The organism is Microlunatus ginsengisoli, from assembly GCF_039537205.1.
Lineage (GTDB): Bacteria > Actinomycetota > Actinomycetes > Propionibacteriales > Propionibacteriaceae > Microlunatus > Microlunatus ginsengisoli.
Window position 1 is genome coordinate 73,740 of record NZ_BAABAB010000016.1, and the last position, 18,557, is coordinate 92,296.

Annotated in this window: 16 protein-coding genes and 1 tRNA gene; 9 read left to right on the top strand and 8 right to left on the bottom strand. The window is 68.3% G+C overall.

The window, feature by feature from the left end:
* Positions 1–134: 134 nt before the first annotated feature.
* From ABD747_RS11850 to ABD747_RS11870, 5 genes are all read right to left on the bottom strand, one after another.
* Positions 135–656, bottom strand: a complete 522-nt coding sequence (locus ABD747_RS11850) for a nucleoside deaminase (RefSeq protein ID WP_344804682.1) — start codon at positions 654–656, stop codon at positions 135–137.
* Positions 653–1,765: a Gfo/Idh/MocA family protein gene (locus ABD747_RS11855; RefSeq protein ID WP_344804684.1), complete on the bottom strand. Its 1,113-nt coding sequence runs from the start codon at positions 1,763–1,765 to the stop codon at positions 653–655. The genes ABD747_RS11850 and ABD747_RS11855 overlap by 4 nt, the downstream gene beginning before the upstream one ends.
* Positions 1,762–2,538 (bottom strand): ThuA domain-containing protein, encoded by a 777-nt coding sequence (locus tag ABD747_RS11860; RefSeq protein ID WP_344804686.1) that lies wholly within the window; start codon positions 2,536–2,538, stop codon positions 1,762–1,764. The genes ABD747_RS11855 and ABD747_RS11860 overlap by 4 nt, the downstream gene beginning before the upstream one ends.
* Before the next feature lie 156 nt (positions 2,539–2,694).
* The gene (locus ABD747_RS11865) at positions 2,695–4,116 is read right to left on the bottom strand and encodes an FAD-dependent oxidoreductase (RefSeq protein WP_344804688.1); all 1,422 of its coding nucleotides are present in this window, start codon (positions 4,114–4,116) and stop codon (positions 2,695–2,697) included.
* A 67-nt stretch (positions 4,117–4,183) separates the two neighbouring features.
* Positions 4,184–6,274 carry an ATP-binding protein gene (locus ABD747_RS11870; protein ID WP_344804690.1) on the bottom strand — a complete coding sequence of 697 codons (2,091 nt, stop codon included), beginning with the start codon at positions 6,272–6,274 and terminating at the stop codon, positions 4,184–4,186.
* A gap of 115 nt (positions 6,275–6,389) precedes the next feature.
* Between ABD747_RS11870 and ABD747_RS11875 the strand changes: the two genes are divergently transcribed.
* Both ABD747_RS11875 and ABD747_RS11880 read left to right on the top strand, forming a co-directional pair.
* Positions 6,390–7,580 (top strand): FUSC family protein, encoded by a 1,191-nt coding sequence (locus ABD747_RS11875; RefSeq protein WP_344804692.1) that lies wholly within the window; start codon positions 6,390–6,392, stop codon positions 7,578–7,580.
* Positions 7,581–7,695: 115 nt separating this feature from the next.
* A tRNA-Met gene (locus ABD747_RS11880) sits at positions 7,696–7,769 on the top strand.
* Between the two features lie 408 nt (positions 7,770–8,177).
* Here ABD747_RS11880 and ABD747_RS11885 read toward each other — a convergent pair.
* Positions 8,178–8,819 carry a hypothetical protein gene (locus ABD747_RS11885; protein WP_344804694.1) on the bottom strand — a complete coding sequence of 214 codons (642 nt, stop codon included), beginning with the start codon at positions 8,817–8,819 and terminating at the stop codon, positions 8,178–8,180.
* 785 nt (positions 8,820–9,604) lie between these two features.
* On the opposite strand from ABD747_RS11885, the gene ABD747_RS11890 reads away from it, so the two are divergent.
* The 4 genes from ABD747_RS11890 to ABD747_RS11905 all read left to right on the top strand — a co-directional run bounded on the left by ABD747_RS11890 (position 9,605) and on the right by ABD747_RS11905 (position 11,223).
* A complete protein-coding gene (locus ABD747_RS11890; protein WP_344804696.1) occupies positions 9,605–9,727 on the top strand; it encodes a hypothetical protein in 123 nt (40 codons plus the stop codon).
* Positions 9,727–10,002 carry a hypothetical protein gene (locus ABD747_RS11895; protein ID WP_344804698.1) on the top strand — a complete coding sequence of 92 codons (276 nt, stop codon included), beginning with the start codon at positions 9,727–9,729 and terminating at the stop codon, positions 10,000–10,002. Before ABD747_RS11890 ends, ABD747_RS11895 begins: the two co-directional genes overlap by 1 nt.
* Positions 10,003–10,091: 89 nt before the next feature.
* Positions 10,092–10,412: a hypothetical protein gene (locus ABD747_RS11900; protein ID WP_344804700.1), complete on the top strand. Its 321-nt coding sequence runs from the start codon at positions 10,092–10,094 to the stop codon at positions 10,410–10,412.
* A 109-nt stretch (positions 10,413–10,521) separates the two neighbouring features.
* On the top strand, positions 10,522–11,223 hold the full coding sequence (locus tag ABD747_RS11905) for a hypothetical protein (protein ID WP_344804702.1): 702 nt from the start codon (positions 10,522–10,524) through the stop codon (positions 11,221–11,223).
* 481 nt (positions 11,224–11,704) lie between these two features.
* Here the strand turns inward: ABD747_RS11905 and ABD747_RS11910 are convergent, their stop codons facing one another.
* On the bottom strand, positions 11,705–13,246 hold the full coding sequence (locus tag ABD747_RS11910) for a glycosyltransferase family A protein (protein ID WP_344804704.1): 1,542 nt from the start codon (positions 13,244–13,246) through the stop codon (positions 11,705–11,707).
* A gap of 255 nt (positions 13,247–13,501) precedes the next feature.
* On the opposite strand from ABD747_RS11910, the gene ABD747_RS11915 reads away from it, so the two are divergent.
* The 3 genes from ABD747_RS11915 to ABD747_RS11925 all read left to right on the top strand — a co-directional run bounded on the left by ABD747_RS11915 (position 13,502) and on the right by ABD747_RS11925 (position 17,933).
* Positions 13,502–14,356 carry a glycosyltransferase family 2 protein gene (locus ABD747_RS11915; protein WP_344804706.1) on the top strand — a complete coding sequence of 285 codons (855 nt, stop codon included), beginning with the start codon at positions 13,502–13,504 and terminating at the stop codon, positions 14,354–14,356.
* Positions 14,357–14,580: 224 nt separating this feature from the next.
* Entirely contained in the window at positions 14,581–15,174 is a 594-nt protein-coding gene (locus tag ABD747_RS11920) for a TetR/AcrR family transcriptional regulator (protein ID WP_344804708.1), read from the top strand.
* A 173-nt stretch (positions 15,175–15,347) separates the two neighbouring features.
* Positions 15,348–17,933 carry a glycoside hydrolase family 2 protein gene (locus tag ABD747_RS11925; RefSeq protein WP_344804710.1) on the top strand — a complete coding sequence of 862 codons (2,586 nt, stop codon included), beginning with the start codon at positions 15,348–15,350 and terminating at the stop codon, positions 17,931–17,933.
* Between the two features lie 84 nt (positions 17,934–18,017).
* On the opposite strand, the gene ABD747_RS11930 is transcribed toward ABD747_RS11925, so the two are convergent.
* Positions 18,018–18,449, bottom strand: coding sequence for a hypothetical protein (locus ABD747_RS11930; protein WP_344804712.1), 432 nt, complete (start codon positions 18,447–18,449; stop codon positions 18,018–18,020).
* Between the last annotated feature and the right edge of the window lie 108 nt (positions 18,450–18,557).

Below are 18,557 nucleotides of genomic sequence, written 5' to 3' on the forward strand. Positions count from 1 at the left end.
TCGGCAGGGAACTAATTGCAGACTGCCCCATGTCAACGCGACACGCCAGAGATTTGCAAGAAAGTGATGTGACCAATGTGAAGAAAGGGACGGTTCTGGCCGCTTCCCTGGCGGACCGTAGCCGCGAAGCCGGGTCAGCCGGCCGGCCGGCGCCGGCCGAGGTTACGGAGATTGCGCAGGTGCAGCTCGCGCAGCTCCTCGGCGAGCTCCGGCGCCGGGCCGTCGACCAGGACGTACGGCGCGATCGCCTGGACCGGGAGCGGGTTGACCGGCGACGGGTCGGTCAGGCCCGCCTCGGCGCGCCAGCGGACGTACTGCTCGGTCGAGCCGGCGTAGACGATCCGGGCCAGTCCGACCCAGGCGTGTGCCGCCGAGCACATCGGGCAGTGCTCCCCCGAGGTATAGACCGTCGACGCCGCTCGTTCCGCCGGCGTCATGGCCGTGGCCGACCAACGAGCCAGCTCGAACTCCGGATGGCGGGTCTGGTCGCCCCACTGTCCGGCTCGGCCCGCGGTCCGGTTGCGGTCCTCGTGCCGGACCACGCCGTCGCCGTCGACCAGCACCGACCCGAACGGCTCGTCGCCGGCCTCCAGCGCCTCCCGCGCCAGCTCCACACACCGGCGGAGATGGCGCAGGTCCTCCGCACCCAAGCTCACGACGCCGTACCGCCGTCGAGCGTCACCTCCCGACCCGCCTCCGCCGAGGCGTAGCAGGCATCGACCACGACGGCCCGCGCCATCGGGGTCACGCCGCGGTGCGCGGCATAGTCGCCGGACCGCACCTTGGCCAGGAAGTCCTCGACGCAACCGCGGTGTCCGCGATCCGGCGGCGGCGTGGGGTTCAGCTCGGCCGCCACACCCGAGATCTCGGTCCAGATCGACAGCTTGCGATAGGGCTCCTTCGGTTCGCCGCCCCACTCCACGCTGGCCCCGCCGTCGGCCCCGTAGACCGCCAGATAGCACTGGTCGTGCGGGATCCACTGCGCCCAGCTGGACTCCAGCAGCAGCGTCCCGCCGTCGGCCAGCCGGAGGAATGCGGTGGACAGGTCCTCGACGTCGAACTGGGCGCCCGGCGTGTCCCGGCGAGGGCCGTACGGCGACCCGCCCTTGCCGCGCGGCCCGAACTCGGCGTACGTCGCCGCCGTGGCGGCCCGCACCTGCGGCTCGCCCAGCAGGTACAGGGCCATGTCCAGCATGTGTACGCCGATGTCCATCAGCGGCCCGCCGCCCGCGGTCGCCGCCCGGGTGAACCAGGTGCCGAGCCCGGGGATGCCCTCCCGGCGCAGCCAGCCGGCCTTGGCGTAGTAGATGCTGCCGAGCAGTCCGGCGTCGATGATCTTCTTCAGGGCCTGGATGTCGCCGCGCATCCGGTGGTTGAAGGAGACGTCCAGCACCCGGTCGTTGGCCTCGGCGGCCGCGACCATGGTGGCCGCGACCGGGGCGGTCTCGGCCATCGGCTTCTCCGACAGCACGTGGACGCCGGCGTTGAGCGCGCCGATGGCGATCGGCGCGTGCAGCACCGTCGGGGTCGCGACGCTGACCACGTCCAGGTCGGCCTGCTCGATCAGCTCCTGCCAGGTGGCGACTCGGTGCTCGACGTCGTAGAGCTTGCCTAGCCTGGCCAGCGGCTCTGCCTCCATCCCGGCTATGCCGACCAGTTCGACTCGGTCCAGATCGGCGTACGCGGCCATGTGCTGTTGGCCGGCCCAGCCGAGCCCGACGACCCCGGCACGGAGCGGCCGTCCCTCACCCGAGGAGGCGCTCACGCGGACACCTCCGGCCCGCTGAGCCGGCCGGCGAGCAGCGGCCCCGGCTCGTTCCGGACCGCCGGCGGGGCGAAGTCGGCGCTCGTCGGGGCCGCCCACTGGACGCCGTTGGCGAGCACCCGCTTGATGTCGGGATGGTGATAGACCGGGTACTCCTGGTCACCGGGTGAGAAATAGAAGACCTTGCCCCTGCCGCGCCGCCAGCAGCAACCGGAACGGAACACCTCGCCGCCGCTGAACCCGGAGACGAACACCAGTTCGTCGGGCTCGGGGATGTCGAAGAACTCCCCGTACATCTCCTGCTCGGTCACCACGATCGGCTGCGGCACGCCGGCGGCGATCGGATGGCTCGGGGAGACCGTCCAGACCAGCTCGGCGTCGGCGGAGTTGCGCCACGACAGCGAACAGGTCGTGCCCATCAGCTTGATGAAGATCTTCGAGAAGTGACCCGAGTGGAGCACCAGCAGGCCCATCCCGCCGAGCACGCGCTGGTGGACCCGGTCGACGACCTCGTCCGAGACGCCGGCGTGGGTGGCGTGGCCCCACCAGGTGAGCACGTCGGTGTTGTCCAGCACGTCGGCGGTCAGCCCGTGCTCGAGCTGGTCCTGGGTCGCGGTCCGTACGCTGACCGCGTCACCGAGCAGCTCGCTCAACCCGGCGGCGATCGCCCCGTGCATCCCGTCCGGATAGCGCTGCGCCATGCCTTCACGGTCGCGTTCGCTGTGCTCGTGGTAGTTCTCGCCCCACACGGTGACCCTGATCGGTGAACTCATGCGACCCATCCTGCCGAAGTGGTCGCGACCGGCCGTGGGTGGATCGGACGTGGGCCGCCGAAATCCGACGACGATGACTCCCTCGTGCTGCGCCGATGATCAAGCCGAGCGTGATTGCGCCTCGCCAGCTCCGACGAGGGCGCATCCGTCGTCCAGTCAGGCGGCTGCCTCCTGCCCCACCGCCGCGACGAGCTCGTCGTGATGCGGCGCGTCGGCTGGATAGCGCGGCCGGCCGGCGCCGGCGGCGACCACCCGCGGCATCATCCCGGGCACGCTGAGCACCTCGGCCGGGGTCGCCAGCAGGTGTGCCACCGAGACGTGGGCGCGCAGCGCGTCCGGGTCGTGCAGGGCGGCCGTCGCCAGCGTGCCGGCGAGCGACCAGGCCGGGTCCGCGCTGACGTACGGCCGTCCGGCGAGGTCGGCGTCCATCTCGGCCAGCCGGTGCCGGTCGAAGGTCCGGGTCGCCATGCACCACGGCGCGATCCGGGTCTCGGTGGCCTCGTCGAACGCGGTCGCGAACGCCGCCCGCTCGGTCGCCGGCACGCCACGCAGAGTGTCCCGCAGCGTCACCGCGTGCAGCAGCCCGATGGTCGCCCCGCGGCCGAGGGCCGGATTCGTGCAGGCCCAGGCGTCGCCGAGGGGCACCAGGCCGGTGCAGACCGGCTCACCGTCCACCAGGTAGCGCCGGTAGCGGTCCTCGGTCGCGGCGAATGCCCGCACCCCGGTGATCGGCTCGCCGTCCAGCCAGGCGCCGATGCCGGGCACCAGCGTCATCGCCCGCGACCAGCCGTCGACCTCTCGCGCCCCGCGCAACGCGTGGTCGCGGGAGGAGGTGACCAGACCCACCCCCCAGGTCCCGTTGTCCGCGGGCAGGGTGAGCACCCCGTAGCCGGGCAGGAACTGCAGCATCGGCCGCTCCAGCGCCGGCAGCCCGCCGTCGGCGGAACGGAAGTGGCGGGTGTAGTAGACGAAGCCGGCGCTGTCCCGCTCCTCGTGCGGACGCCGGGCGCCGACCGCGGTCAGCAGGTCCGGCACCGCCGTCCGCCGGCCGGAGGCGTCGACCACCAGGTCGGCCCGGATCAGCTCTCCATCGGCGGTCCGGACCCCGGTCACGTGCGGCACCCTGCTGTCGTGCGCGGCGAGCAGTCCGGCGACCGCGCAGCCGCGGCGGATCGTCACGCCCTCGGCCCGCGCGGCGACGGCGGCCAGCGCACCCTCGACCACCGGTCGCCGGCCGGTGACCAGCTCGAACCGCTCGTCTCCCGGCCGCACACCGCCGGTCATCCCGGACGGGAACAGGTGCACCACGTTCAGCCGGGCGCCGCCCCGGTTCTCCAGCTCGACCAGCACCTCGGGCAGCTCGGCCGCCATGGTCTGCGCCCAGCGCCCGAGCATCAGATGCAGCTGGGTGAACTGGCTGACGCCGCGGCGCCTCCATCCGGTCCACAACCGCTCGGCGTCACCGTCCGGACCGTCCGGGTCGCGCTCCAGCACCGTCACCCGGTGACCGTCCCGGACCAGCAGCATCGCCGCCGACAGCCCGGTCAGCCCCGCCCCGAGGATCACGATCTCCGCCATTCCTCCACCCCTCCCGCGACGCCGCGACGGGTGCCGCGGTTCTGGTCAGGGTGGCCGGATCAGCTGCTCAGCCGACAGGTCGATCGCTGCTCACTTCTTGTTCACCGCGGGCCGGCTCGACCCTCAGCCCGGTCGCGCCGATCTCGACGCTCCACAGCAACTCGGTCAGCCGGTCCAGACCGCGGGACAGGTGTCGCCGGTAGGTCGAGAACGGCAGGTCCAGCACCTCCGCGGCGGCCTCCTGGGTCGGTGCCGGCCGGACGTAGGTCCGGTCGAGCACCCGGCTCAACACAGCGGTCCGCGGGTCGCGGCCGAGCTGGCGCACGCCCGCCACCAGCACGTCCCGCAGCCGGGCCTGCGACGCACCGTCCGGATCGGCGGCCAGCCGGGATCCGATCAGGGGACTCGCGCCCAGCAGATCGGGTCGCCGCAGATTCTGCAGGGCTGCCTTGACCGCCTCGCCGAATGCGGCCCTCGACAGCGGCGCCGGGCGCAGCAGCCGGGCCGGCGCCGGACCGGACTCCCCCGACAGCTCCCGCTCACCCATCAGCTCGAACCAGCGCTCCGGGGTGAGCCGTCGCCAGTCCACCCCGAACAGGGTGTAGTCCAGCCCGTCGTACGTCGTGGTCAGCACGGTGGTCAGCGCGAGGTAGTCGAAGATCGGCTCCCAGAACTCCGGGTCGGTCGTCGACACGAACGACCAGGCCAGTGGTTGGCTGGTCCACAGCAGGGTGGAACTGACCGAGCCGACGACCACCGCGTAGGGATCGCGCTCGTTCTCGTGTCGACCGCCGATGAATCGCGCCACCGAGACGTACTCCCCCGGCCTGGCCGGCGCGGCCGCCGCGACGAAGTCCAGCGCGGTGGCGGTGACCGGGTCCTCGGCCGGCGGCGGGACCGGCGGACCGTCCTGGCCGCCGTAGACGGCGTGGAAGACGAAGGCGTCGAGGCCGCCAGCGGAGCGAACCACGGACAGGTTCTGCGGCTGCGCCCGCAGCCAAGACCGGGCCAGCGCGGCCGTGCGCTCGCCCAGCGACCGGTCGATCATCGCCAGCACGCCCGCGTGGTCGGCGGGCCGGCCCGCGGCGACGAACGCCGCGCCCTGAGTCCGCATCGTCCAAAACGCCGCGGCGAGCGGGCTGCTCCGGTGCAGGAACAGCTTCTGGTGCGCCCACAGCCGCCGCTCGGCCTCGTCCTCGGAGCGCATCGCCAGCCAGGAGTGCTCGTGCATCAGCGCGTTCACCCGCCGGTACGTCGCCGGTGAGCGCCGTCGCAGGTCCGCGTCGAGGACGTCCCGGACGAGGTCGTGCGGATAGATGCCGTACGTCCCCCGGGTGATCCACGGACGGGTCTCCAGCCAGGTCCAGACCTCCGGCGCGTGCCGCCCGATAGCCTCGTCGACCAGGTCGGCGGTGGTCAACCAGGCATGCGCGCACAGCGCCATCGCCAGCGCATGGTCCTCGTCCGGCGCGTCGTCCACCAGCCGCCCGGCCAGGGCGGCGACCAGGTCCGGAGCGTCCGCCAGATCGTTCGGGAGGTCGCCGGCGACCATCGCCGAGGCCAGCATGGCGAGCGTCAACGGGTGACCCCGGCCGAGGTCGGCGAGCCGTGGACAGCGATCCTCGGCGACGCCGGCGCGGACCAGCAGCAGCCGGCTCTCGGCGTCGTCGAGCGGGTCCAGTGGCAGCGACGCGGTGACGGCCCGCCAGCCGGGATCGGTCCGCCAGGCTGCGGCCGGCGCCTCCCGCCCGGCGATCACCACGACCGCCCGGGACGGCAGCGAGGCGACCAGCCGGTCCCTGATCCAGCCGTCCAGCGCGGTCAGCCGCTCGTACCCGTCGATCAGCACCACCAGCGGCCCGCCCACGGTGCCCGCGGCCGACGCACCGCCCTCCGCGACCGCGTCCAGCAGCGCGTCCTGGGCCGGCCCGATGTCCTCGCCGTCCACGCTGACCACGACGCTGCCGGCGGCGCCGGCCAGGATCCGGAACTGCTGCAGCAGCGCAGACTTGCCGAGCCCGCCCGGGCCGTGCACGAACAACACCCGGGCCGAGGACGCGCCGCTGATCGCCTCCCGGAAGCAGGCGACCTCCTCCGACCGGCCGACGAAACCGCGGACCCGGGCGGCGTCCACGATGGTGGCGATGTCGTCAGGCATCGCACACCGGCGTACGCATGCGACCAGGGTAGGGCGGGAGCGCGCCGGCGGCATCCGGGTTCCGCGCTCGCTCGCCGGTCGCGGGGGCCGACCACGCGGCAGAGATGATGAGCGGGTGAGTGACAGCGGAGCAGGCGACGCAGGGACGGCAGGCACGGGCGGTTTGCGGCCGGACCCGTTGCCGGCGTTCCGCCGGATGACGTTGCGGGCGTACGACGTCAGCGAACGGACCGCGAAGGCCGGCCGTGCCTCGCTCGAAGAGCGCTACGAACGCTGGCGGTCGCGCTGGTTCATCATCGGACAGATCGCGATCACCGCCGGCATCGCCTGGTTCATCGCCACCCAGCTGCTGGGCCATCACCTCCCGTTCTTCGCCCCCGTCGCGGCGATCGTCACGCTCGGCGTCAGCTTCGGCCAGCGGTTCCGCCGGGCGGTCGAGGTGGCCATCGGCGTCGCGGTCGGGGTCGGCATCGGCGACATCTTCGTCACCATCTTCGGCAGTGGGGTCTGGCAGCTGGTGGTGGCGATCGCGCTGGCGATGTCGATCGCCACGCTGCTCGGTGCCGGCCAGCTGATGATCATCCAGTCCGGCGTCCAGTCCGCGATCATCGTCGCGCTGGCGCCGACCGCCGATCAGGCGTTCGACCGTTGGTTCGACGCGATCATCGGCTCCGGGATGGCGCTGCTGATGGCGATGATCGCCCCGAGTGCCCCGCTGCGGAAGCCGCGGCTGGTGGCCGCCGAGGCGCTGACCGACATGGCGGTCACCCTGGAGGAGGCCGCACGGGCGCTCCGCGACGGGGATCAGGACGCCGCAGACGCCGTCCTCGACCACTCCCGGCGGGGCGAGGAGGTGCTGCGCCGGTTCTCCGCTGCCGCCGCGGAGGGCCTTGCGGTGGTCCGCCAGTCCCCGTTCCACCGGCGCCAGCTGCCCAGCGTGATGGCATACGCCGATCTCGCCGGTCCGCTGGACCACGCCAGTCGCAACCTGCGCGTGCTGGCCCGCCGGTGCGTGGTGCTGACCTGGCGGCGTGAGCCTCCGCCGCCGCGGACGTACCTGGACCTGATGGACGAGCTGGCCCAGGTGATCCGGTTCATGGCGACCGAACTCGGCGCGCGCCGGCTGCCCACCAAGGCTCGCGACCGGCTCGCCGCCGTCGGCACCGCGAGCTCGCACGTCGAACTGGTCGACTCGATCTCCGGTGTGGTGATCCTCGCCCAGCTGCGCTCGATGATCGCCGACCTGCTCGAGCTGACCGGGATGGACTACACCGAAGCCCGGGAGCTCATCCCGGAGATGGACTGAACGGCGCTGCCTGACAGGCGAGGCCGACCCGCAGTGAGGCTGGTCACACCTGACCCGTCGGTGGCGGAACGGATTTGGCTTCGCTGAAACGTTGACGTAATGTTCTCTAGGCCGACGCGGGGTGGAGCAGCTCGGTAGCTCGCTGGGCTCATAACCCAGAGGTCACAGGTTCAAATCCTGTCCCCGCTACTTTTGGAAAGTGGCTCTGACTAGGTGAAATATCCCTCGGAGCCACTTCGCATTTGCGGACCGGGCAACATATGGGCAACTTCGGCGATTGTCAGCCCCCGAGCCGCACTTGCGCAGCGTCACCGATCCACCGCGATGTTGGTACTGGTCGAGTGATGCGCGCGCCTGCCACGGGCCAGGCGTGTGAATTCCAGCAAACATGACAACAGTCGCTCGAAGGTGCTTGCGTCGCGCAGCGTCCTGCGCAACGCTTGTCAACAGATCCGACCTAGGCCCAACACCTGGCCCTACCACCCAACCCGGTGGCTGCGGCTTCCGGGAGGTGCAACTCCCGGAAGCCGGAGGGGAAGCGTCACCAGACCGTCTCTGGCGGTTCTTGCCTTCGATGGGCGCTCCCCCGACCGTTACCTAGGCACTGATACCCACTTCCACGAGATCAGTGAACGAGCCGGAGGACGGATGCCCTTCGGTGGTCGTTGGGTCGTCGGAGGTCTCGCCAACCGGCGGCGGAGCGAACATGTCGCCGACCTTCTGCAGACGCTTCTTCTCCACAGCACGATACAAGGCCGTGTTCACAGCGTTTCGCTTGTTGCTCATGGTTTGCGTCCCACCACGCAACTCCATCTGATCTAGGACCTGATCGCGGGTCATCGGATGGCCCGCCTCTGTCACAATCGCTATCACCAAGTCCGTGGAACGAATCCTCTTCCGCGGTGAGGGTTCTGGGCCGTCGTCCGCAGGCAGAGCAAGATCAGAACGTTCGTTCTGAGACCACCCTTGGCGATCTGGCAACGACGGAAGCTCTGATTGGGCTGGTGCCGGGGACGCGTCCGGTGTTTCGGCACTACTGTTCTGCGCCGCCTCAGCCGTGGGCTGTTCCGACGTAACTCCGAGCAGGGAGCGTAGTGCGTGGACGGCCTGATTCAGCTGATCTGCGCGATGTCGCGCCGCAGTCAACTCCTCAGAGAGCGCCGTCACACGCGCATGAGCCGCCGCCGCCTCGGGTTCAAGCTTCTGGAGGGAAACGCGAATCGCGTCGTCATCGGACACATCCACCAGTATGCCTCACAGGTCGCCACAACACAACCACATCCGACACAACGCGTCAGCCACGTGCACGGTACCTAGGTCCTATGTGTGCTAGGTACCTAGGTACCTATGTGGACGGTAGGTGGCCGTCATCGTTGCCGTTGCACCGGCCTGAGGTGGATTGAGACGCACACGCGCCGCAGGCATCGCCTGAGACGCACTCGTCGGTACGCGAGATGTGTGGGAAATCTCGGCGTGTCGCTAAACCAGCGTGGGAAGGCACCCTGCGTCCCCACCCACGCCAGAATCGCGCGCGGCGTCGTCATATTCGTCCAAAAGCGGTGCCCACCGTCCAGACCCACGGCACACGTGGGCGTGACGACGCTCAAAGGCCATGCACGTGGCGATGGCGCCGGCGTCTGCCGAGCCGGTCATTCGTTGGCGGTGCGAGCAGCCGATAACGGACCTGTCGAACAATGCGGTGGACCTAGGGCACCGGGTGGACCTGGCGACGGCGGAGCCGGGCGCACCGACGCCGGGGGCGTTGGAAGCATCGGGCGTGCAAGCGGGCGTCGGGAATGGCGCTTGCGCGGGAGACGATGCGGCGCCACGGGTCAGGGTCGCCGCATGCGAGTCCTCAGACTGCCTTACCGCGCGGTCACGCGGAGTTGCGAGTTTCGTTCGGGGTTCATGTCAACCTCAGACAAACAACCTGAGAGGACTCGTTACCCATGCCTGGATCGCTCCGTATCGGACGCTTCCGACTGTCCAACCGTTCCGCCTCGTTGCGGGTCGGCGGCGGCCCCGTGTCGTACACACACCGAACCAACTTCCACAGCCGCAACCGCAGCGCTGGCGGCGGCGGGTCGGTGTTGGGCGGCTTGCTGCTGGTCGTCGGCGTCATCGTGCTGCTGGTATGGATCTTCTGATGGCTGAATTCCCGTTCTTTCGCGCGGGCGACTACGTGGCCGCCACCTACACCGACGATGGCGTTGGCAGCACTCGGGCGCACACGACAATCGGTGTCGTGTACGAGCACATGGATTGCCTGAGGGTCGGCAATGACATGCTGTACATGCTGGACCATCGCTTTTACGACCCAGAGCTGACTAACCTCACGGTTCTCTTCGCCGCACCGGCCGTCCCACGGCGGCCTGAGCCGGTAGTGCCGTACCCGTTCGCACCGGACGACCGCTTGCGCTAGTGCGGTGCTGAGCCACCGGCGCCATACGAGATCGGCACCGATCTCGGATGGCGCCATGTGCGGAGCCACCCGGCCGGGATACTCAAACCATGACCGCAAAGGACCCGCGCAGCACGAGGGCGTGGCGCAAGCTGAAAGCGATGCACCTTGCCGAGGCGGCGTCGTCGTCTGCGCCGCTAATCTGCTGGCGCTGCGAGCTACCAATCGAACCCGGCCAAGCGGTAGACCTCGGCCACCTCACCGACCAGGCGTTGGCCGAACCCGGCATGCCGGTTCGGGTCGCGCTGGAACACCGAAGCTGCAACCGGGCCGCCGGGCACGCGTTGTCGCGGGAACTGCTCCGCCGACCGCGAGTGCAGAACACGGCATGGATAACCACCGAACTGCGCGTAACCGACCGGGAAGGTTAAGCCTGACCCACATCGGAGCGCCGGCGGGCGAGGGGCTCACAGCGGCCTTCGTAGTGCGCCGGGTCGCTAGTCGTCTGATCCGAACCTGTCGGTTGGCCAAGATGTGGGTGTGACGCTGAACAGTGGCGGAAACCTAGCCGATGGTTCTACAGTGTTTGTGCCGTATACGAAGCTCGGGGGAAGTCGAACGGAGACTTCCATGCGCTTGAGTCGAGTCCTCATTGCCCTCATCTGCGTGCCTGCCTTCGCCGTGGCCGCCTGTTCTACTCCGGCCACCAATATCGAAGCAGGCGACGGTCCAGCGAATGAACAGAGTCCTGGATCAAACGGCGAGCCGGCCGCCGGTCCGACAGAGGGCGAGCCGGGCGCCGGCGAATCTACCGAGCCGGCGAGCAAGACGGCCGATTTCCACCAGAAGTACACATATGAAGATGGCGTGGAAGTGGAAGTGATCAACATTAAGCACGGAAAGGTGTCCCGTGCGGACGCGGAATACTCGGAGCCAGAAGCGAAGGCCGGTGACGCCTATGCAACATTCACCGTCCGCGTTCGGAATGGCTCCAAGGCGAATCTTGACGCTTACGCGTCGTGGACCATGACCTACGGACCCGACGGAACGCAGGCAGAACAGCCATACATCGCAAGCCAGCGAGTGGAAGATAAGGACATGTCTGGCAAGATTCTTCCAGGCAAGAGCAAGACGGCTTCGGAGACATTCGCAATTCCTGTGAAGTATCAAACGAACCCAGTGCTCGAATTCAGCTTTGACTATGAGCATGAGCCTGCGATTTTCACCGGGTCCATCAGATAGGACCTATGGTAGTCGGCACATCCGGCGATTTCAGTAGAAATACGGCTAGAGGAGTCTTGCTCACTGTGGTCGGTGTCGGCGGTGTTTTGGCTGGTCGGTAGGGGTTTGGGTCTGACAGGCTCGGAAATGCGGTGTCCGGTCCGCTCGGGCAACATACGGGCAATAGCGCTGCCCGTACATGCCTATTGTTGCATACGCGCCGAACCGGTGAAAGTCCTAGTCAAGCCAGGATTGCGTACCTCTGCATACTCGTGCGGAATGGCAATCGGAAACATTCAAATCCTGTCCCCGCTACAACACGGAAACCGCCTCGGACTGGGTCAAATACCAGTCCGAGGCGGTTTTGCTCTTCCGGCCGTGCAACGTCCATGGAATCTGCCTCCCAGCCGCCGGAGGACCCGACGCCTCCACCACACGCTCCGGCGGCGTGATCCGGTCCGAGATGGACGAGGCCGAGTCGCGGTGAGCAACGACGCCGAGGTCAGGTTCTGCGGTGACTCGCCAGACCGGCGAGCGATCCTTTGCCCGACGGGTGGACCTTGGCGCCCGGCCGTCGGTTGTGCCCGACGGGCCAGAGCCGAAGCTGGAGCTGACGTGTGTCGGAGGATCCGATCAGCTCGGCGCCCCGGTTGCTTTGCGTTGTGGGCCGGATGGGCGCGCTGAGCGGTCGTTCGTCGACCATCCGCAGCCCCGTCGAGCCGCCCAGGCCGAGGACCATGAAATGTGCCCGGAAGGTCCACACGTCCTTGTCCTCGACGTCGCCGACGGGCAGGGTGGCGGGGTCGATGTCGATGGTGAAACTTCGGGTCAGTCCGTCGCCGTGGATACCCGCGAGCAGCGTGAATCGTTCACCAGTCGTGGGGCTGATCAGCTCCAGCGTCGGCGTCGCTCGGATCAGGACATCGTTGAAGTTCTGGCTATCGACATCTGACAAGAGGATTCGGAGCCGGGCGATGCTGTCACCGTCGGCACGTGCGTCGCGGTCGTTCAGGCTGATCATGCCGCTGAGTTGCAGGGTGCCTGCGCGCCAGCCGGCTTGGAGGACTTCTGCGTCGACGCGCCAGCGGTCGATCGCGGCGGCACGCTCCCAAACCTCTGCCAGCGTGCCGGCGACCACGGCACGCCCCACCGGCCGGTCGATCGGGTCGAGCCGGGCGACGACCCCGTCGCCGAAGTGGGCGGCCGCGACCCGTTGGGCCGCGTCGAACAGGGCCGCCGCGTCGTGCGGTCGACGAGTCAACAGGTTCTGCCCGGTGAGCCGGTTGACCATTTCGACCCGCAACCAACGCGTCAGGAGCCGGTCACGGAACGGTCCCGGCTCGGTTCGGCGTTCGACCACCCCGACGGCCTCCTCGAGACTGGTGAAATAGGACCCCCAGTGGGGTGGCTGCGCGGACGCGCTCGACGGCCAGCGGGCGTGAAAGTAGCAGACCTGGTCTGCGTAGATACTGATCACGCCCGCGTGCAGGTAGGCCTCCGTGACGAAGAGGTGGTCCTCGAGTCGCCGGCGGCCCTCGGCGAACCGGAGGTCATGGACGCGCAGGAACTCGCGGCGGAACAGCTTGTACACGTTCAGCGAGTCCATCAACGGTGTGTCGGCCAATGTCGCGACCGGCCGCGTCTGATCGAACACGACGCGTGGAACCGGTCGGCCGATGCCGGCCATCTTGCCCAGGACGATGTCGGACCCGTTCTCGACGGCGAAACGGTGCAACACCTCCAGCGCGTACGGAGCCAACCAATCGTCGTGATCGCAGAAGAACACGTAGTCTCCACGCGCCTCCTCGATCCCGCGGTTGCGAGGTTGCCCAGGCCCGCCGGAGTTCGGCTGGTGGATCACCCGGAACTGCGGATGACGTTCCGCGGTTCGGTCGAGTCGGGCGGAGCTGCCGTCGGTAGAACCATCGTCGACGAGCACCACCTCGTAATCGGCAAGGTTCATCGTCTGCTCCGCCAGTGACTGCAGGCACCGCCGAAGATGTTCGCCCGGGTCGCACACGGGGACGATCACACTGACCTTCATGCGCCGAAGCCTGGACCGATTGGACTGTGATCCGGCTGAGGACGCAGCCAGGGCCGACAGTCTGCTCAGCGGCGGATTCCCCTGCGCACAGCCACGTCTCAGCGTTGAAGGATCACTCTCTGGATGACGACGACAACCGCGAACTCGCCGGAGGAGGCAGCAGTGAGCACGACCTCATCGATCGGCCGCGTTCGTGTCCCATCGCCCCATCCATCCTCGCCGGATCGGCGCAGACCCAAGCGCCGCCACGCGCGGATGTCGAAGTCACGTCCGCCGATCGCCGTCGTCGTGCTCACCCGCTACGACCGTCCCACCGAACTGGCCCGCGCACTGGCCTCCGTACAGTCCCAAGACACCCCGGCTCAGCTCGTACTCGTCGCGAACGGCGCCTACGAGCCCGGCTTCGACCAGCCCGACAAACTGATCATGCTGCACGAGAACGTCGGCATTCCCGCCGGCCGCAACATCGGAGCCGAGGTCGCCGACGCACCGTTGATCATGTTTCTCGACGACGACGCCGAACTGCTCCATCCCCAGATCCTGGCCGAGATCGTGCGCCGGTTCGACGCCCATCCGAGCATGGGCGCAATGGCCCTCCGCCTGATCGACGAGCACGGAACAAGCCAACGACGTCACGTCCCCCGGGTGGGCGGCAGAACCGCCCACAAGTCGGGCAAGGTCACCTACTTCGTGGGTGCCGCCTGTGTCGTGCGGGCGTCGGCCTTCAACTCCGTCGGACGATTCGATGCTCGATTCTTCTACGCCATGGAGGAGTCGGACCTGGCCTGGCGTCTCCTGGACGCCGGATGGTCAATCTGGTATGCCGCCGACCTGACCGTCTACCATCCACGCACCACGCCGGCCAGACATCCCGGCTACGCGCGACTGACCGCACGCAACCGCCTTTGGATGGCCTGGAGATCGCTACCAGCACCGCTGGTCGTCGCCTACCTCGGGGTCTGGACCGCGGCAGCAATTCTTCGCGGCGCACCCGTCCGCGACGTGTTCACCGGCTACCGCGACGGCTGGCGCGCCCGACCGCAACGGCACCCGATCAGATGGCGCACCGTCGCAACGATGAGCCTCCTCGGCCGGCCCCCCATCCTCTGACTCGGCCCAGCACCTCCCCACCGCACCCGTCATTCACTAGGGCGCTGAGTAGGGCGCGCCGGTCGCGGGGCCCCAGTACGGGCCAGGCGTACGGCGGATCCGAGTTCCGCGGCCCCCGGCCACGGCACGGATTCCGCGAGGCTCAGGTCGGGCCGCATCGGGCGCCACCGGCTCGACGCTTTCGGGGGTGACTCCCGATCGGTAGCGGACACTAACGTGGGCTCATGGGCCTGAGAGAGAAGAAGGCAGCGCAGAGCCGGGACCGCATGGTCAGCGCCGCGATCGAGTTGTTCGAGCGCGACGGCTACGACGCGACGACGATGGAAGAGATCGCGGCGCGGGCCGACGTCGGCACGACGACCCTGTATCGCTACTTCCCGAGCAAGGATCTCCTGTTGCTCGACGAGCTCGCGCAGGTGCTCGACCTCGCTCCGCACCTTCGAGCGCGCCCCGAGGACGAGGACCTGGAGACAGCGCTCGGCCGGGTGCTGCTGACACTGGCGCATACCGTCGACGATCCGCGGCGCAACATCGCGGCGACACGGCGGCTGATCGACAAGTCGCCGACCCCGCGCGCGAAGCTGTGGGACCTCTTCTTGAGTGCACGCGAGAGTTTGGAGGTCGCGATCGGCGAGCGACTCGGGACACCGCCGACGTCCCTGAGCGTGCGGGTGACCGCTGCACTGACCCTCGAACTGGCGCAGATGATCGATGAGATGAACGGACGGAGCCCGGGGACGCGCGAGGAGATCACCGCGTCCGTGCTCACTCAGCTCGCCGACGCGACGATCCACCTTCCGCGCATGGCGGCCCGCTGACGGACTGGCGGGTGAGACGCCCGACCAACTCCACTCTGCGCCGTCCGACAGCGCCGTCCGAGAGCGCCGTTGACAGCGTTCGAGCGCTCGCCTAGGCTCAATCTGGTAGTCACTACCACTTTGGAGTATCTGTTACTTAGTAGTCACTACCAATCTCACAATCAGGAGTGCTCGTGACCCGTCCATCGACCACGCGCCGGCTACCGATCGACGGCTTCGAACTCGCTCACCGTGAGATCGGACTGGCGCCCACCGATCTGGCGCACGGCGACCAGGCCTGGGTGCCCGCCGTCGTCCCTGGCGGCGTCCACGAGTCCCTGCTCGCGCTCGGCACGATCCCCGACCCCTACGTCGACCGGAACGAAGACGCGGTCAGGTGGATGGAAGAGCGCGATTGGTGGTATCGGACGACCTTCGACTCGCCGCCAGACCTGCGGCCCGGCGCCGGTACTCGACTCGTCTTCCACGGGCTCGACACGGTGGCCGACGTCTGGCTGAACGGCGAACTACTGGGACACCACGAAAACATGTTCCGTCCCGCGGAGTACGAGATAGCCGAGCTGCTGCGAGCGTCGAACGACCTGCTCATCCGCTTCTCGCCGCCCCTGGCGGGGCTCTCCGCCTCGCCCGCGAGCGTCGCGCAGCTGCAGCGCGTCGCCGCCACCTTGATGCCCGACCTCGATGCTGACGTCGACGTCAGCGGCTTCTCACCAGATCTCACCGTCGCCACCCAGCGCCGCAAAGCGACGATGTCCTGGGGATGGGACTTCGGCCCCAGGGTTCCCTCCATCGGCATCTGGCGGCCGGTGGAACTGATCATCACACCGTGCGCCCGCATCACCGGACACCACGTACGCACCGACGCCATCGACCACGACGCCGAGACCGCGGAACTCACCGTCCTGGTCGAGGTCGAGACCGGTCCGGCCGCGGGAACGCTGCACGCGAGCATTGAGCTCACCTCGGCGACGGGGCGGAGTCATCACATCACGATCCCGGTCCGCGACGGCGTGGCCGAGGGGCACATCACCGTCGACGACGCCGAGCTGTGGTGGACCCACGACCTCGGCGACCCGTCGCTCTATCAGGTCCGCATCGAGCTCGGCACGGACGAGGGTCCGTGCGATGTCGTGACCGATCGCATCGGTATCCGTACCATCGCGGTGAACCGGGCCCCGGACGCCGAAGGCGGCCGGCTGTTCCAGTTCGTCCTCAACGACGTGCCGGTGTTCGCCCGCGGCGCGAACTGGCTTCCAGCGAGCATGTTGGTCGGCTCCGTTACCCCCGAACGCCACCGCGAGCTGATCTCGCTCGCCCGCGAGGGCGGTATGACGATGCTGCGGGTATGGGGTGGAGGCGTCTACGAGCACGATGGGTTCTACACCGCCGCCGACGAGGCCGGGGTGCTGATCTGGCAAGACTTCATGTTCGCCTGCGCCGACTATCCGAGCGAGGACGCCGGGCTGCAGCGGGAGGTGCAGCTGGAGGCCGAGTACCAATTACGGCGGCTCCGCAACCGCGCCAGCCTCGCGCTGTGGTCCGGGAACAACGAGGTACACCTGCTGCACGGATTCGCCTATCAGGAGTACGAACCCGGCAACTGGGGCTGGCACTTCTTCCACAAGATCTTGCCCGAGACCGTACGCCGGCTGGATCCCACGGCGACCTACTGGCCGGGCAGCCCGTGGGGTGAGGACACTCCGGAAGGGTTCATGGCCGTCAACGGCGTGCTCGACGGGGACCGCCACGCCTGGGAGGTGTGGCACGGCTTCGATGCCGGCGCGGGCGGCGGTGAGGAGTACGCGAGCGTGGGCGAGGCCCGTCACTTCCGGCGGTATGCCAGGGATCGCGGGCGGTTCATCAGCGAGTTCGGCATCCATTCCTCTCCCGCGCTGTCGACACTGCAGCGATGGCTACCGGCCGCCGAACTGGCCATTCACAGCCCGTCCTTCGACGCGCACAACAAGGACCACCCCAAGGACAAGGGCGACGCGCTGCTCGAGGTCGTCACCGGCGTGCCGACGACGATCGAGGAGTACGTCGACTTCACCATGGCCTCGCAAGCCGAGGGGATGAAGTTCGGCATCGAGCACTACCGACGTCGCCAGCCGATCTGCAGCGGCACGCTGATCTGGCAGTTCAACGACGTGTGGCCCGGCATCACCTGGTCGCTGGTCGACTACGACACGGTGCCCAAGGCCGCCTACTACGCGACCGCGCGCGCCTACGCTCCCGTCCTGGCCAGCTTCGTGCACCACGACGGCGAGCTGAGCCTGTGGGTGTCCAACTCCGGCAGGACGCCGGTCTCGACGACGGCGACCCTGTCGCTCCGCGGGTTCGACGGCTCACGGCTCCTGCAAGAAGACGTCCCGGTGCGGATCGCGGCGGCCACGTCGGAACGGGTATGGGCAGCTCCCCTGAACGGCTCGACGCAGACGTATGCATGGGTCGGCAGCGAAGACGGAACGTTTCCCGACAATCGGCTGTTCTTCACCGACGTGAAGGACCTGCCGCTACCGGACGCAGAACTGCGGACCACCGTACGCGTGACGGGCAGCGCCAGCGCGGAGGTGACGATCGAGGCCGACCAGTTCGCGTACCTGGTACGCGTCACCTCGACGCATCCAGCCGCCCGGTTCAGCGACAACTACTTCGATCTCACGCCCGGTCAAACACGCACCGTCCGAGTCACCGACCTGCCTCGTGACTTCGACCCCGCCGACCTGACGGCAGCCAGCTATGTGGGGGCGGGACGATGAGCCGGGACAGCCGAGAGGGCTCCAAGGCTGGATAGCGCGGGTACGGCGTCGTAGTGGATCTGCCTACAGGCAGTGGAACCCACCTCAGGATGCAGGTCGCGATCGCAACCGCAGCACAACCGTTATCGCCAGGATGATCGTGCCGATGGATTCCACCACCAACGTGGTGGGCACGAGTTTGAAGGTCAACACCTCGTGAATGCCGAACAGCCCGACGGTCAGCGCCAGCACCAGCGCGAGCAGCGTCCCCGCCATGAACAGGAGACTCGCCATGAGGGCCAGCGTCAGTAGCCGAGCCCTCAGCACGAGGACCGCGATTGCCAACACGAGCGCGCCAACCGCGTTGAGCACGAACAGCGCGCCGAGGAGGTCGCCGACCCCGTAGAACACGAGGTAGAGATGGATCCCGCCCATCAGCACGAGCACGAGCGCACTGAGCACTCGCCAGGTCATCAGTGTGCGATCGCGGATACCGAACGAACGGACCGATCCGGTTGACGTCGGCTGCGATGACATGTCCTCACCTGCCCCATTCTTGGGCCGCCGAGAGCACAGCCCTCTCCACATCAACACGAATCAGCCGACGCGAAAGTTCATCCTCGTCCGGCTGACCGCCACTGCGGC

Coding starts and splice junctions, on each gene's coding strand:
- ABD747_RS11920 (WP_344804708.1), top strand. CDS start 14,581: ATGGGCCTGAGAGAGAAGAAGGCAGCGCAGAGCCGGGACCGCATGGTC.
- ABD747_RS11865 (WP_344804688.1), bottom strand. CDS start 4,116: ATGGCGGAGATCGTGATCCTCGGGGCGGGGCTGACCGGGCTGTCGGCG.
- ABD747_RS11860 (WP_344804686.1), bottom strand. CDS start 2,538: ATGAGTTCACCGATCAGGGTCACCGTGTGGGGCGAGAACTACCACGAG.
- ABD747_RS11870 (WP_344804690.1), bottom strand. CDS start 6,274: ATGCCTGACGACATCGCCACCATCGTGGACGCCGCCCGGGTCCGCGGT.
- ABD747_RS11915 (WP_344804706.1), top strand. CDS start 13,502: ATGTCGAAGTCACGTCCGCCGATCGCCGTCGTCGTGCTCACCCGCTAC.
- ABD747_RS11910 (WP_344804704.1), bottom strand. CDS start 13,246: ATGAAGGTCAGTGTGATCGTCCCCGTGTGCGACCCGGGCGAACATCTT.
- ABD747_RS11900 (WP_344804700.1), top strand. CDS start 10,092: ATGACCGCAAAGGACCCGCGCAGCACGAGGGCGTGGCGCAAGCTGAAA.
- ABD747_RS11895 (WP_344804698.1), top strand. CDS start 9,727: ATGGCTGAATTCCCGTTCTTTCGCGCGGGCGACTACGTGGCCGCCACC.
- ABD747_RS11930 (WP_344804712.1), bottom strand. CDS start 18,449: ATGTCATCGCAGCCGACGTCAACCGGATCGGTCCGTTCGTTCGGTATC.